15 protein-coding genes are annotated in these 14076 nt (G+C 45.7%); 14 read left to right on the top strand and 1 reads right to left on the bottom strand.

Annotated elements, in window-relative coordinates:
• The first annotated feature begins 46 nt into the window (after positions 1-46).
• The 14 genes from ACGHTT_RS10855 to ACGHTT_RS10790 all read left to right on the top strand — a co-directional run bounded on the left by ACGHTT_RS10855 (position 47) and on the right by ACGHTT_RS10790 (position 12294).
• Positions 47-1357, top strand: coding sequence for an alpha-D-glucose phosphate-specific phosphoglucomutase (locus tag ACGHTT_RS10855; protein ID WP_390590501.1), 1311 nt, complete (start codon positions 47-49; stop codon positions 1355-1357).
• A gap of 97 nt (positions 1358-1454) precedes the next feature.
• Positions 1455-1706 carry a hypothetical protein gene (locus ACGHTT_RS10850; protein ID WP_390590500.1) on the top strand — a complete coding sequence of 84 codons (252 nt, stop codon included), beginning with the start codon at positions 1455-1457 and terminating at the stop codon, positions 1704-1706.
• Between the two features lie 95 nt (positions 1707-1801).
• Positions 1802-1948 carry a lmo0937 family membrane protein gene (locus tag ACGHTT_RS10845; protein WP_390590499.1) on the top strand — a complete coding sequence of 49 codons (147 nt, stop codon included), beginning with the start codon at positions 1802-1804 and terminating at the stop codon, positions 1946-1948.
• 525 nt (positions 1949-2473) lie between these two features.
• Entirely contained in the window at positions 2474-3055 is a 582-nt protein-coding gene (locus ACGHTT_RS10840; RefSeq protein WP_390590498.1) for an outer membrane beta-barrel protein, read from the top strand.
• Positions 3056-3132: 77 nt separating this feature from the next.
• Positions 3133-3693, top strand: coding sequence for a YSC84-related protein (locus tag ACGHTT_RS10835; protein ID WP_390590497.1), 561 nt, complete (start codon positions 3133-3135; stop codon positions 3691-3693).
• A gap of 98 nt (positions 3694-3791) precedes the next feature.
• Positions 3792-4100 (top strand): HAD-IC family P-type ATPase, encoded by a 309-nt coding sequence (locus tag ACGHTT_RS10830; protein WP_390590496.1) that lies wholly within the window; start codon positions 3792-3794, stop codon positions 4098-4100.
• Between the two features lie 2 nt (positions 4101-4102).
• The gene (locus ACGHTT_RS10825; protein WP_390590495.1) at positions 4103-4393 is read left to right on the top strand and encodes a hypothetical protein; all 291 of its coding nucleotides are present in this window, start codon (positions 4103-4105) and stop codon (positions 4391-4393) included.
• Between the two features lie 16 nt (positions 4394-4409).
• Positions 4410-5621 carry an acetate/propionate family kinase gene (locus ACGHTT_RS10820; RefSeq protein WP_390590494.1) on the top strand — a complete coding sequence of 404 codons (1212 nt, stop codon included), beginning with the start codon at positions 4410-4412 and terminating at the stop codon, positions 5619-5621.
• A 279-nt stretch (positions 5622-5900) separates the two neighbouring features.
• Positions 5901-6269 carry a BON domain-containing protein gene (locus ACGHTT_RS10815; protein ID WP_390590493.1) on the top strand — a complete coding sequence of 123 codons (369 nt, stop codon included), beginning with the start codon at positions 5901-5903 and terminating at the stop codon, positions 6267-6269.
• Between the two features lie 545 nt (positions 6270-6814).
• Positions 6815-7909, top strand: a complete 1095-nt coding sequence (gene tal / locus ACGHTT_RS10810; protein ID WP_390590492.1) for a transaldolase — start codon at positions 6815-6817, stop codon at positions 7907-7909.
• Between the two features lie 77 nt (positions 7910-7986).
• On the top strand, positions 7987-10365 hold the full coding sequence (locus tag ACGHTT_RS10805; protein ID WP_390590491.1) for a phosphoketolase: 2379 nt from the start codon (positions 7987-7989) through the stop codon (positions 10363-10365).
• A gap of 104 nt (positions 10366-10469) precedes the next feature.
• Positions 10470-10673, top strand: a complete 204-nt coding sequence (locus tag ACGHTT_RS10800) for a DUF2892 domain-containing protein (protein ID WP_390590490.1) — start codon at positions 10470-10472, stop codon at positions 10671-10673.
• 93 nt (positions 10674-10766) lie between these two features.
• A complete protein-coding gene (locus ACGHTT_RS10795) occupies positions 10767-11501 on the top strand; it encodes a PRC-barrel domain-containing protein (RefSeq protein ID WP_390590489.1) in 735 nt (244 codons plus the stop codon).
• Between the two features lie 169 nt (positions 11502-11670).
• On the top strand, positions 11671-12294 hold the full coding sequence (locus tag ACGHTT_RS10790; protein ID WP_390590488.1) for a hypothetical protein: 624 nt from the start codon (positions 11671-11673) through the stop codon (positions 12292-12294).
• Positions 12295-12331: 37 nt separating this feature from the next.
• Here ACGHTT_RS10790 and ACGHTT_RS10785 read toward each other — a convergent pair whose 3' ends face one another.
• A complete protein-coding gene (locus ACGHTT_RS10785; RefSeq protein WP_390590487.1) occupies positions 12332-13783 on the bottom strand; it encodes a pectin acetylesterase-family hydrolase in 1452 nt (483 codons plus the stop codon).
• Positions 13784-14076 lie beyond the last annotated feature (293 nt).

Below are 14076 nucleotides of genomic sequence, written 5' to 3'. Positions count from 1 at the left end.
TGCACATATTAATGCGGAGATACACTAGGCCCACACTGGACAGGCAATGAAGATTAGTGCCTTGGCGGGTAAGCCTGCACCCGCGAGTATATTGATTAACGTTTCTGAGCTGGTAAGGCATTACTACGCAATAAAACCTGATCCAGATGATCCACAACAAGGTGTGGTATTTGCCACATCGGGTCATCGTGGTTTGGCTTTGGAGGGCAGCTTTAACGAGATGCATGTGCTGGCCATCAGTCAAGCAATTTGCCACTATCGGGTGCTACAGGGTATCGATGGCCCCTTATTTTTGGGTATTGATACGCATGCGTTATCCGGGCCCGCATGTAACAGTGCTTTAGAAGTACTTGCGGCTAATGGCGTCGAAGTGATGATGGCGCCGATGGAAGAATTTACACCTACGCCTGCAATTTCACATGCCATCCTGTGTTATAACCGCGGTCGCAGTAAAGGGCTTGCCGACGGAATTATTATTACGCCCTCGCATAACCCGCCCGACAGCGGCGGCTTTAAATACAATCCGGCCAACGGCGGTCCCGCCGACAATCTCACCACTGATTGGATTGAAAAAAAGGCGAATGAATTTCTTAGGAATCACTTAAACGGCGTGCGGCGGTTTGGTATCGAGCAAGCACTGCGTGCAGACACAACCCATGTGCATGACTTTCTAAATAGTTACGTCAATGATCTTACCAATGTCGTCGACATGGACGTGGTTCGTGGTCAGGCGCTGCGCATGGGCGTCGACCCAATGGGTGGCGCAGGTGTGCATTATTGGGCAGCAATAGCCGATCGGTATGGACTGGATCTTCGTGTAACCAATCCGGAAGTTGATGCCACCTTTCGCTTTATGTGCGTTGATTGGGATGGCCAAATCCGTATGGACCCGTCGTCTCGCTACGCTATGCAGTCGCTTATCAATATGAAGGATCAATTTGATATTGCCTTTGCTTGCGATACGGATCACGACCGACACGGCATAGTGACACCCGGTGCAGGCTTAATGTCGGGAAATCATTATTTGGCCGTGGCTGTTAGCTATCTGTTCCAGTATCGGCCGGATTGGCCGAAGCATGCTGGGGTGGGTAAAACACTGGTAACGACTCAGATGATTGATCGCGTGTGCACGAGGCTAAAGCGAAATGTGGTTGAAGTACCGGTAGGATTTAAATGGTTCGCCAACGGATTACACGATTCCAGCCTAGGCTTTGCTGGAGAAGAGAGCGCTGGTGCTAGTTTTCTACGTCTCGATGGCAGCGTTTGGACCACCGACAAGGACGGTTTGGCATTGGCCCTCTTGTCGGCAGAAATCTTGGCCCGCAGCGGCCGTGATCCAGCAACGCTCTATGGTTAATTGAGCAGAGACTTAGGTGTAGCGGTCACAGATACAGTACAAGTTTCAGCTACTATGGCGCAAAAAAAATGCCTTGGCACAATTGACGGGAGAGCAAGTGAAACCAAAGCTGTTAGGCGGTGATCCTGTCTTCGCCACACTCACCCATGCGCGTGGTAATAACGCGGCAATCGGTGGTATAAAAGTTGAAATAGAGCACGGATGGTTTGCTGCTCGGCCCTCAGGTACTGAAGATATCTACAAGATTTACGCTGAGAGTTACCGCGATATAGATCATCTTCAGCGCATTCTGCAAGAGGCCAAAATACTTATTGATGGCGTTTTGTTGCGAGATTCTGACAATCAATAAATATATTAAAACTTAGCAATGCTGTGTGCTATGGCGAACAGACGAAAGCGCTAGGCAAGCTTAATCTGTTCCTATTTAAACCGTAGGAGAACAGCATGTTAGAGACAATTGTGATTGTATTAATACTGCTTTGGGCTGTTGGGTTGGTTTCATCCTATACCCTAGGCGGGTTTATTCATGTGCTTATCGTGCTGGCGATAGTTGTTCTAGCGGTCCGAATAATTCAAGGCAGGAGAATTTAACATGGGTCTACAAAAGATGATCGCTATAATTCTGATAGTTATAGGCGCTTTGGGCCTTGCGTATGGAGGCTTCACTTATACCAGTGACGTTCACAACGCAGACATTGGGTCCTTGCATATGTCGCTTTCGGAAACAGACCGATTCAATATACCAATCTGGGCAGGTGTAACATTTGTTTTATTCGGTGTTGTATTGTTGCTAGCCCGTAAAATAATATAACTACAATGGTGGGTAATGCTTGGCTTGTAGTTTTTTAAAAAGATTGTCTTATCGATCATAGAAAAAGTCATCCTTGTCAGATATTACTTTGTGCTGTTAAAAATACACGTAATATCTGATTCACTTGTGTTCCATAGTGCTTTCTGGTCGTTCTCCGATGTTCAATTGTCGACATCACAGGCGTTAAATCTGCAGTATATTTTTTAATTCTTGGTGCGATAGGGAACAGAGTGGGAGGTCGATTTCCTATTGTGTGATTTCTAGAGGGGCCTTTCGGTCGCTCATTACCTTACCGGTTGAATAGTATGTTTACTTCAAATGTGAAAATCGCGGCACTCGGCATTGCATTAGTTTCAATGGCCAATGTGTTCGCCGAACCAAATACTGACTCTGGCTTTTCGATCGGCATTGATGCCGGACGTGCCGATGCTCATGATAGTTGTGATAGGTTGATTGATTGTGATAATTCCGATACCAGTACTCGTATTGATGTTGGCTACGACTTTAATCGCGTGTGGAGTGCAGAGTTTGGCTACACCAGTTTCGGCACGCTTTTCGACTCTCACGATAACAATCTAAACGCCAGTCAAGAGGCTAATGCCTGGACGCTAAGCGGCATAGCGTCCTTGCCGCTAGGAGAGCGCTTTAGTGCCTTCGGTCGTCTAGGCGTTGCGCGTTACGAGACAAATAATAGCGGTACGGTACAGGGTGTTCCCGTTAAGAATGACTCTGACTTAAAACCCTATCTAGGTGCTGGTGTAAATTTCTATATGAGTCAGCATTTTGCTTTGCGTGGAGAGTTTCAGTATTACGCGGATCTGTCTGGTGTTGATGGCTCTAAAGATGATGTGCAGGCATTGTACGCGGGCGTTACTTACCATTTCTGAGTCGCGGTGGATGAATGATCGAATGAATTCTATCTGATATTTTTTCTGTTTAAATTTATTAATGAAAGGAGAGTGCCATGTTTACGAAACGGCGCAATGTGTTTTCACTGTTGCTGGTTGGTGCACTGGCTTTATCCGTTTCTCTCGCTAGCAGTGTTTATGCGGCAACAGCAGAGGATTTGGATGAAGACGCAAAGCATGCGTTAGAGATGCTGAATGATACTAGCCCAGTTGCGATGGAACTATCGAAAAATGCTAAGGCTGTACTTGTCTTCCCGAATATTGTTAAGGCCGGATTAATATTCGGCGGTAGTTACGGCGAAGGTGTGTTGTTAAAGGCTGATAAAGCTGTGGATTACTACAATGCCGTAACGGGCTCTTGGGGGTTGCAAGCAGGAGCGCAATCCTATGGCTATGCAGTCTTTTTGATGAATGATAAAGCGGTTAAGTACCTTCGAGAATCCCACGGCTGGGAAATCGGTGTGGGTCCAACAGTGGTTGTTGTAACGGAAGGCGTGGCAAAGAATCTATCATCATCAACGTTAAAAGATGATGCTTACGCGTTTATATTTGATCAGCAAGGGCTTATGGCTGGCGTAAGTATTGAGGGGACAAAGATTTCTGTAATTAAACGCTAAACTCAGAAAGTATTGAATATCAGTTTTCATTGATTGGTTCATTGATCTGATATCTACAAAAAGACGCTACATCATTAAGAGAGCAAGGCCAAACGGTAATGTTTCTATCTGTCGACGGGAACTTGGCTGGATTAATAAGTGTTGCCGACGCCATTAAGCCCACAACGGCACAGGCCATCGCGGCTTTGCATCGTGCAGGCTTATCCGTTGTGGTGTTAACCGGAGATAACACGATAACGGCGGCGGCAGTTGCTAAATCACTCAATATCGATGAATTCAAGGCTGAAGTCACGCCCGATGATAAACTACATTACCTAAAAGAGTTGCAGGCAAAGGGTCATATAGTTGCCATGCTGGCGATGATGTTAATGATGCGCCTGCACTCGCTCAAGCAGACGTTGGTATAGCGATGGTTACAGGCGCAGATGCAGCAATGAACAGTGCCCGTACCGTACTTGTTAAGGGTGATTTGCTTGGCATTGCTAAAGCCCGTCTATTGAGTCAAAACACAATGGCCAACATTCGCCAGAACCTTTTCTTCGCCTTCGCATATAACTTTATAGGCGTTCCTATCGCCGCTGGCGCACCGTATCCGTGGTTTGGTCTATTGCTTAGCCCAATGATTGCTAGCGCGGCGATGAGTTTAAGTTCCGTATCTGTCATTACCAATGCGCTACGCCTTAAGCGGCAAACACATTGATTGTTCAAGGGGAATTATGCTTGACGTAAATAGGCCAGGAATTTTGATTATCAATGGTGGGTCGTCAAGTGTTCGCTTTGCGGTTTATGGATTACAGGCCGAGCCACAGCCGATGTTACTGGGAAAAATCGACGGTATTGGGCGTGACCGTGTTCGCTTGACGGCAAAAAATTTGACTGATAATACGTCTTTTACTGGGCATCTTGAAAAACGTGGCCATTTGTCGGTTGCTGAGCAACTTTTAATGTGGCTTGAGGCCAAAATTAATTTCTCTGAGATTAAGGCCGTCGGACACCGTGTTGTACACGGGATGGATATGACAGATGCTCAGTTAGTTACTCCAGTGTTGCTGGCGCAGTTACAAGGGCTTGTGCCCTATGACTCAGAACATCTGCCACTCGAAATCGCGTTTATTAAAGCATTTCTTGTGGGCTATCCCGATATGCCGCAGATAGCCTGCTTTGATACCGCCTTCCATCAAACAATGCCTCGAGTGGCTAGCCAGTTACCACTGCCGCGTCACTATGAGGCGCAGGGTATTCGGCGCTACGGATTTCATGGTCTGTCTTGCGAATATCTGGTGCAGAAATTGCGGAATTTAGAAGATTGCGCTGCCATTTCAGAGCGAGTCATCATTGCCCATCTGGGTAATGGCGCGAGTATTACCGCGGTGAAGGATGGAAAAAGCATAGATAACACAATGGGATTTACGCCTTCGGGCGGCATTATGATGGGGACTCGATCAGGCGACCTAGATCCAGGATTGGTTTTCTTTCTATCCAATAATGAAGAATTGAGTAGTGAAGCGTTTTATTCCATGATTAATCGCGAGTCGGGGCTGCTTGGCGTTTCAACGATAAGTTCAGATATGCGTGTCCTACTAGAGCAAGAAAGCGATGATGATAAAGCCGCCGAAGCTATTGCGCTATTTTGCTATCAGGTCACTAAAGCCATCGGTGCTTATTGCGCGACTTTAGGCGGTTTAGATACATTGATATTTTCCGGTGGGATTGGTGAAAATTCCCCACCGATTCGGCAGCGAATTTGCGCCAATATTGGCTTTCTGGGTGTCGAAATTGATCAAAAGTTGAATCGAGAAAATTCGCTGAATATATCAGTTGAAACGAGCCGTGTTAATGTGCTGGTTATACCAAGCAACGAAGAGATAATTATCGCGCAATCAGTGTTGCGAATCTTAAATTTAGGCAATAATGGAGTATGTTCCTGAATATTCTATCGTGTAAACGCTATTTTTCAGGTTAATTTTGATAGCAAAAAATTCAGTCTTATGTCTTCCTGCCTAATGAGGTAGGTTAATAAATCAAACATTCCGTCATTGCCAGAAGTGTCTGGTGACCTACATTTGGTGTCATTCTCTTACATCAATCTGCTAAGTACATCCTATGTGTTCTTCCGTACAGACTGAATTGCTATTGAGTGAGAAAATTCCTTGGATGCGCAGGGGATCTGTGACACATCTTAAATAATTTTTCACAAAGGAAAAGACATGAATAAGCTAAACCTGATTAAAGCTTCGCTGGTAATGACCTTACTCGCTATTGGTTTAAGCGCCTGCGATAAGAATAATGTATCAAATCCTTATGGCACAGCAGTTAAAAGAGCGACAGCTGAGACGATGGAAAGTCCCAATGTAGAGAATAAGACTTTTTCGTTGAGCGACAAAGTCAATGCTGCATTGCGAGATGACGTCAACTTAAGAGATTTTGATATTGATGTTACCGCTAGCAAAGGTGTGATTACCCTTACCGGTATGGTAGATACAGATGGCAACAAGGTTAAAATTGAAGATATAGTCGGTGGCGTTTCTGGTGTTAAAAGTGTTGTTAGTGAGCTAACCATTAGGCCTGCCAGCTAAGCAGTTTAGTCGATATATACGTCGATTTGACTAATAAAATATTTTCATGTGGTGAAATTATAAACCGATCTTCTCGACGATTATGAAATCATAAATTTCAAGCTCAGGAGGCAATGATGGAACCTTTGTATTGGCACGAATGGTATACAGGCTGGGGCTGGTTTCTTTGGTTCGCTGTTTGGGTATTAATGATTTCAAGTTTTGGCCATTGGGGCTATAGCTATCGAACATACCGGAAAATTGATAGGCAAGGGTATAGAAGCGCGCTAGAAATTCTCAACGAACGATACGTTCGGGGAGAGATAGAGCGCGAAGTGTATGAAAAAATGAAAATAGAAATAACATCCGTAACGCTCTAACCAGCTGTTGACGACGACTACTGATAGATCGTGAAATAGAATCAAATATAGCAGGTTATAGATGTCAACAGTTATTGTCTAAAACGAACTTTTGCAGTGCTCATCTGTCACTCTTACGCTTTCTTTTTTAAACATAAAATCGCACCGGAAGTGGGCTTAGGTACTGGTCATAGCATAGGCGAAGATATGAATATAACCAATCAACTGCATTTATTGGGTCAATGCATATGGCTTGATAATATTTCTCGTGCTTTGCTTACCAATGGCGGCTTAAGTCGATACATTCAGGATTTAACAGTTACTGGCTTGACCTCAAACCCTTCTATTTTCGATAAAGCTATCGGCAATAGCGACAGTTACGATAAAGCAATTGCTCAGCAGGCAAAAAATGGAAAATCCGGAGAGGAGCTTTTTTTCGAGCTGGCACTTGAGGATTTGACCGCGGCCGCAGATCTACTTCGTCCAATATATGATCAGACGGAAGGCACTGATGGCTGTGTGTCGCTAGAGGTGTCTCCGCTTCTTGCAAGCGATGCTGCTGGCACATTAAAGTCGGCTAAAGCGCTATATGCACAAGCGCAACGCCCAAACCTACTCATTAAAATTCCCGGTACGCCAGAAGGGCTTTTGGCGATTGAAGAAGCAATTTTTGCCGGTGTAAACATCAATGTGACGCTTTTGTTTTCATGCGAACAATATTTAGCGGCAGCGTGCGCCTATATGCGCGGAATTGAGCGTCGTATTGAAGCAGGGCTAGATCCACGTATTAGGTCGGTGGCATCGATATTTGTGAGTCGTTGGGATGTTGCTGTTAAAAATAAGGTACCCAAGCGATTGCGAAATCGCTTGGGTATTGCCATCTGTCATACCTGTTATCGAGCTTATTGTGAGCTGTTGTTGTCGCCACGCTGGCGTAAACTTGCGGCTGCGGGTGCGCTACCACAAACCTTACTATGGGCCAGCACGGGCACAAAAGATCCAGACGCGCCCGATACCCTGTATATAGGCGCATTGGCTGTTGCGGATACGATAAATACTGTGCCAGAAAAAACTCTGTTAGCCATTGCAAAGCACGATCCATTAAAACTCAGCTGGTCCGAGGATGATCACTCGGTCGACAAAACTTTGATCCAATTTAGGAGTGCGGGTATAGAGCTAGAGGCTTTAGCGCTACAACTGCAAATTGAAGGTGCTGCATCTTTTGTTAGCGACTGGCATCAATTATTAGGGCGTATAGCTGAAAAAAGTCATCGCACAGCTGTACCGCTACTAGCGTCATAAATGCAAATTGACCTGTTAGCGGGCAAGAAACGCTCGCTAGTCACTTAGTACGAGACGTACTTCGAAGGAATTAGGACATGCAAACCCACAGTCCGGAACTGCTCGAGCGCATGGATGCCTATTGGCGTGCGGCAAATTACTTGTCAGTAGGGCAGATCTATCTTTTTGATAATCCGCTATTGCGCAGGCCATTGGAATTGACAGATGTTAAGCGCAGGTTGTTAGGGCATTGGGGTACTACGCCAGGACAGAATTTTATTTATGTGCATTTAAATCGAGTAATCAAGCGCGATGGTTTGAATATAATCTTTATCGCCGGCCCCGGTCACGGAGGCCCAGCAGTTATTGCCAATACTTATCTCGAAGGTAGTTACAGTGAAATTTATCCAGACATAAGCCAAGACGAAGCGGGTATGCAAAAACTATTTTTGCAGTTTTCCTTTCCCGGTGGCATTCCCAGCCATGCATCGCCCGAGACACCGGGTTCAATACACGAGGGCGGCGAGCTAGGTTACTCACTCAGTCACGCTTTCGGCGCTGTGTTTGATAACCCAGATTTAATAACAGCCTGCGTGATTGGAGACGGCGAAGCTGAAACCGGGCCCTTGGCTACGGCTTGGCACTCTAACAAATTTCTTAACCCAGTTACTGATGGCGCGGTATTGCCAATTTTGCACTTAAATGGCTACAAAATTGCAAGCCCAACGCTGCTTGCAAGAATAAGCCGAGAAGAGTTGCATTCGCTATTCGAAGGCTATGGTTGGCAGCCGTATTTTGTAGAAGGTGATGAGCCAGCGTTTATGCATGCGGCTATGGCAACGGCACTAGATTCGGTTATTGCTAAGATTAAAGAGATTCAACAAAAGGCGCGGTTTGATGGCATTACCGTTCGGCCGCGCTGGCCTATGATAGTCTTGATTTCCCCTAAGGGTTGGACTGGGCCAAAAGTGGTGGATGGTGTTCAAATAGAAGGCACCAGTCGAGCGCACCAAGTCCCTCTGTCTGATCCCGCGTCGCACGCAGGGCAACTCGGTTTGTTGGAGCAGTGGCTAAAAAGTTATCGCGCACACGAGCTGTTTGATGACGATGGTCGATTGATACCAGAGTTGGCAGAGCTTGCACCGACCGGGCAGTATCGAATGGGATCTAACCCGCACGCTAACGGCGGAGCACTACTACGCGACCTGAAATTACCTGATTTTCTAGATTATGGTGAAGCCGTAGTGAAACCGGGTATACGCGGTATCGGCGATACGCTCGTGCTCGGGCCCTTTTTACGCGATGTGGCTAACTTAAATATACTGCAACGCAATTTTCGCGTATTTGGTCCCGATGAAACATTATCAAACAGATTAGGTGCTTTGTTTGAAGTCACGGATCGCCAATGGCAGTTGCCTATTGAGGCAAGCGATCAATGGCTTGCCCTAGACGGCCGGGTAATGGATTCGATGCTTAGCGAACATCAATGCGAAGGCTGGCTTGAAGGTTATTTATTGACCGGCCGTCATGGCTTATTCAATTGCTACGAAGCATTTATCCATATTATTGATGCCATGTTTAACCAGCACGCGAAATGGTTAAAAGTGAGCGCGAGTTTGCCTTGGCGCCATAAAATTGCATCGCTCAATTATTTACTAGCGTCTCATGTGTGGCGGCAAGACCACAATGGGTTTAGCCATCAAGATCCGGGCTTTATCGATCATGTGGTCAATAAAAAAGCGAGTGTTGTGCGTGTGTATTTACCACCGGATGCCAATTGCCTACTTTCGGTCATGGATCATTGTCTGCGCAGCCGCCACTACGTAAATGTAGTGATTGCGGGCAAGCACCCGTCACCACAATGGCTAACAATTGATTCGGCGGCTAAGCATTGTGGCGCTGGAATCGGTATTTGGCGTTGGGCCGGCAGTGAGCAAGCCCTGAATGATGTTGATGCCACTGTACCCGATGTGGTGATGGCGTGTTGTGGTGATGTTCCTACTTTGGAAACCCTAGCTGCGGTTTCTATCTTACGAGAGAAGCTGCCTAAGCTAAAAATTCGGGTCATTAATATTGTCGACCTAATGAAGTTACAACCGGATAGCGAGCATCCACATGGCTTGAGTGATGCGCAATTCGATGCGCTTTTTACGAGGGATCAACCGGTCATTTTTGCCTTCCATGGTTATCCGGCCTTAATTCACCGGTTAACCTATAGACGCCATAATCACCGCAATATGCATGTGCATGGTTACAAAGAGGAGGGGACGATAACAACGGCCTTCGACATGACGGTGCTGAACCAGCTGGATCGTTTTCACCTGACCATGGATGTTGTTGATAGGTTGCCCTATAGCTCCGAAGAAGGAAATACATTGAAAGCTGAGCTGCTGGAGAAGTTGCTCGAACACAAAGCTTACATTGAGAAAAACGGTCTAGATATGCCCGAGATACAAGACTGGAGATGGCCTGACTAAGCGTAGAAGCGGTCGCTTTCTGTGGGGTATGAACTAACACATCCATTATTATTTATGTGCAAGCCATGTCTGTAATTTAATCAAATTTTTTAGAGGTTATTCGTGTGAATATTGATCGCTGGGTATTAAGGTTATCGGGAGCACTAATATTGTTTAGCGTGCTGATGTCAATGTTTTTCAGCGTCTACTGGCTTTGGCTAACAGCGATTATTGGTTTTAATCTTTTACAGTCCTCATTCTCAAACATCTGCCCGATGGCGATTACCTTCAGAATAATGGGCGGTAAATCCAGGAATGTTTTTTATTGATATTTACTGTCGATATTTTACTAGCGTATTCAGCAATCAGTTTCTTCTGATTGTTAAATGCATTCATTGAATAGCCATAAGTGGTGTAAGACTATGTTGCGAAGTTTGAATGAAATCAATCGTTTCAAATTGCAAGGTATCGATAGCGAAATTGGTCTTTGTAAAGACTTTCTTTTTGATGATGAATTCTGGGTAGTACGCTATATGGTGATTGATACCAATAAGTGGTTGCCCGGTGGTCGAAAAGTGCTGATTAGCCCAATTTCTTTGGGTGATCCTGATTGGGATACCTACCAGTTTCCCATTAATTTGACTAAGAAAGGTGTTGAAGCTAGTCCACAATTGGAAGAACATCAACCGTTATCCCACAAGTATGAAGCTGAGTTGTTTAAGTACTATGGCTACGGCGCCTATTGGATGGGCGATAATTTATGGGGAACCTATGCCCATCCTACCCCTTTAGCGGATGCGGGTGTACTTGAGGGTTTAACGGAGCTGAAAAAGGAAGACCGAAATTTACGTTCAGTAAAGGAGCTCAAAGGCTATCGGATTCACGCTTTAGATAAAGATTTAGGTCATATAGACGATTTTATTGTTGGCGATGATAACTGGCGTATTCCGTATATTGTTATTGATACCAATAATTGGCTACCCGGTGGACGAAAAGTGCTTATTAGCCGTAATAGTATAGAATCAGTCAATTGGGGGGATCGCTCCATTACGGTTAATTTAGGTTGCCGAAAAATAGAAAATGGTCCGGAATTTTATCCAAAGAAGTTCGCTGACCCTAAGTTTGAAAGAGAAATTCGCCAGTACTATGGCGAATAGCAGTTGATTTACACTATGGTTTTCGAGTGCCCCTCTACGCACAATTTAACACGCCCGTTTATAGGTCAAAAAGTACAAGTATTTTTTGCGTGAAATATGTATCACACGTAGATGTTGTTGATGAACTACAATTATTGCAATTGTTTTCCGCCTGCTGAGATAAAATGTTATGTATAGACTATGGATTAGTTTCTCTGTAGCCGTACTTGCGGCAGTTTGGTTAGTGTATAAGCCTACGCTTGAGTCGTCCCAGATCAATGATGTTGTACCGAGCAGTCGCAGTACTCCGAAGAGAGATGCCGCTAAGCTTGAGGCTGACAACCTAGAGCAACAGCTGCTTTTAGGTCATGCCTCTGTTCAGCAGTATCTCAAACGCCAAACAGATAAGCAGGCCTTACACGATTATTTCAATACCTCTGGTAATGATGCAGACGAGGCCAAGGCTATTTGGTTGCAGATAGAAACCTTAGAGGCCGAGGGTGGGGTGCTGGGTTTTGAGGCACTGCACTTGAAAATGGCGTGGCTGGAGAAAAATAGTACCGACCGCGCTGCGTTCGAGGCAGAGGCAAAAGATCTGTTGGCGCATTATCAAGAAAAGTCCCAGGCTTCTACAGAGAAGTACAACCCCGAGAATACCCCGGAGTTTAAAAGCTACAAGGCGCAAGAGTTACAGATTATCCAAGAGGTTAATCGGCTGGACACTATTCCTAGAGGTCTATCTCGCGAACAATACCTGAGAGAAAAGCTATTAGCCGCACGCATGGCTGCTTACGGTGAAGGGGCTGAAGACTAAGGCTGACGAAATTTCGGTCAGCCTTAGGTTTTAGCGCTTAGAGTAAGCCATCAATTAAATCGTAAAACCAATCGTGATTGTTAATGAAATCGGAGCTGGCGTCGGTTTCTACTGCACGTAGGGGCGCACCACCTTGGTAATTAACGACGTTGTTCATAAAGTCGTACAAGGACAAGCCTAACTCCTCAATCTCTCCGTAGCGGAAGTCGAGTACTGACGTGCAATGGCTCTCATTGAAATCCCGGTACATGGGGAAGTAGTAGCTCCAGTTGCCGGTACTCGCCAGCAGTGGAATTAAGTTGTTGGCTGTATCCTGCTGCCATTTTACCCGTAATTTGGCCAGCTTTGACGCGGCATTTGGGTCGTTTTCAATATCGCTGTAAAATCGCTCGTATGAATAAGAGCTAAAATTTCCGTCGGCTAAAAAGTGCGTCATGCCCAATCTGTCGCTGGGAAATTTTGCGGATAACCCCGCATACAAACTAGCAAGCCTAGTAGTTTCAAACCCCGGTGTTATTTGGCTCAACATATTGATGGGATTTTCCTCTGCTGGGTCATCATCGGGGCTAAACATCGTCCAGGAGCTAAGTACCTCCCGATGCAATGGCAGTGAAGGGTAAGTGGCGGTATCGTTGCTGGTAAGCGGTGCATTATAAATGGGGCCAGAATCATCTACCAAGTAGCCGTATTGACTCTCGAAATGCGACCTCAGTTTTGAGTAGTTGAGCAGGGCGCCGATACTGCCAGCGCTGCACCCAGCAATCGCCAGCTGAGTGGGCTTCTTCAAATTATTTTTTACCCACGAGGTTACGGCTTGCACATTGCGCAAGCCATTGTGGTGCCAAACCAGAGGGGCATTTTCGCCGGCTGGGTCTTCATAAACTGCCGTTTTATCACCTACATATATGTCGCCTGTGCAATAGGGGACGTAGACGATGTTCCATTCACCGGTCTTAAATTGATTATAGGGATGGTGGGTATAAATGAGCGGTGTTGCGGCTGCCGTGCCTAGGTTCGCAGAATTTTGGAAATCTAATAAATTGATGTTTTGCACATAATTATTGGGAATACCGTTGGGGTTGCGCGCGCCGCGAATGCCGGTTTGGCCAGAGCAGCTTGCATAATCCCAGCATGCGCCGCCTCCTTCAAAATAAAAAATGGTATTACTGGTATCCGGCACGCGGTAAACAAAGAATTTAAAGGGGGATCCGTTACCGCACATGGCGCCGGTGCTAATGGGCACGTCGACTTTTTGCCATTTGTCGTAGCTCCCTGGTGAAAAACCATCATTAAAGCCAGATACTGGTTGGTTGAGTGGATACATGCCTTGGGTTTCAGCGAAGGATACTGGGTCGTTGGCCTTTTCCGGTTTAATTAAGTTGCCTAAGGTTTTCCAGAAGCCGTAGTCACCCGGTTCTGCAAGGGCGTGATTCACCGGTAAAACGAATAGAAATAAATTGCATAAAGCAGCTAGTAAGAATGCTTTCATTGTCTTCCCCATGCTCTAAGTTATTAGGCCGTCGAAACCACAGGAAGACTGCTGAGCAATGGGGCGTCGCAGGAGGATTAACTCACAGCTGGCTGGAAATATACGGCGCGAATTGCACGACATCCATCGACAATTATGAGATAGCAGGCTAGTCAGGCTTTGGTGATACGTCCAGAATCAATTACTTATACGACTGATCAGTCAACCTTGCTTTGTGAAATATCAAACCTTCGCGTGAGCTGAAATGGCACTAGCCTAAGGTTAATTTTGTAGCACAAAGGCCAAATATTCAG

The organism is Simiduia litorea, assembly GCF_042853465.1.
In the GTDB taxonomy this organism is placed as follows: Bacteria; Pseudomonadota; Gammaproteobacteria; order Pseudomonadales; family Cellvibrionaceae; genus Simiduia; species Simiduia litorea.
The sequence above is the reverse complement of the archived record's forward strand: the minus strand, read 5'-3'. Positions and strand labels throughout refer to the sequence as shown.

Coding starts and splice junctions, on each gene's coding strand:
- tal (WP_390590492.1), top strand. CDS start 6,815: ATGAATATAACCAATCAACTGCATTTATTGGGTCAATGCATATGGCTT.
- ACGHTT_RS10840 (WP_390590498.1), top strand. CDS start 2,474: ATGTTTACTTCAAATGTGAAAATCGCGGCACTCGGCATTGCATTAGTT.
- ACGHTT_RS10815 (WP_390590493.1), top strand. CDS start 5,901: ATGAATAAGCTAAACCTGATTAAAGCTTCGCTGGTAATGACCTTACTC.
- ACGHTT_RS10825 (WP_390590495.1), top strand. CDS start 4,103: ATGGTTACAGGCGCAGATGCAGCAATGAACAGTGCCCGTACCGTACTT.
- ACGHTT_RS10845 (WP_390590499.1), top strand. CDS start 1,802: ATGTTAGAGACAATTGTGATTGTATTAATACTGCTTTGGGCTGTTGGG.
- ACGHTT_RS10820 (WP_390590494.1), top strand. CDS start 4,410: ATGCTTGACGTAAATAGGCCAGGAATTTTGATTATCAATGGTGGGTCG.
- ACGHTT_RS10785 (WP_390590487.1), bottom strand. CDS start 13,783: ATGAAAGCATTCTTACTAGCTGCTTTATGCAATTTATTTCTATTCGTT.
- ACGHTT_RS10855 (WP_390590501.1), top strand. CDS start 47: ATGAAGATTAGTGCCTTGGCGGGTAAGCCTGCACCCGCGAGTATATTG.
- ACGHTT_RS10835 (WP_390590497.1), top strand. CDS start 3,133: ATGTTTACGAAACGGCGCAATGTGTTTTCACTGTTGCTGGTTGGTGCA.
- ACGHTT_RS10830 (WP_390590496.1), top strand. CDS start 3,792: ATGTTTCTATCTGTCGACGGGAACTTGGCTGGATTAATAAGTGTTGCC.
- ACGHTT_RS10790 (WP_390590488.1), top strand. CDS start 11,671: ATGTATAGACTATGGATTAGTTTCTCTGTAGCCGTACTTGCGGCAGTT.
- ACGHTT_RS10795 (WP_390590489.1), top strand. CDS start 10,767: ATGTTGCGAAGTTTGAATGAAATCAATCGTTTCAAATTGCAAGGTATC.
- ACGHTT_RS10805 (WP_390590491.1), top strand. CDS start 7,987: ATGCAAACCCACAGTCCGGAACTGCTCGAGCGCATGGATGCCTATTGG.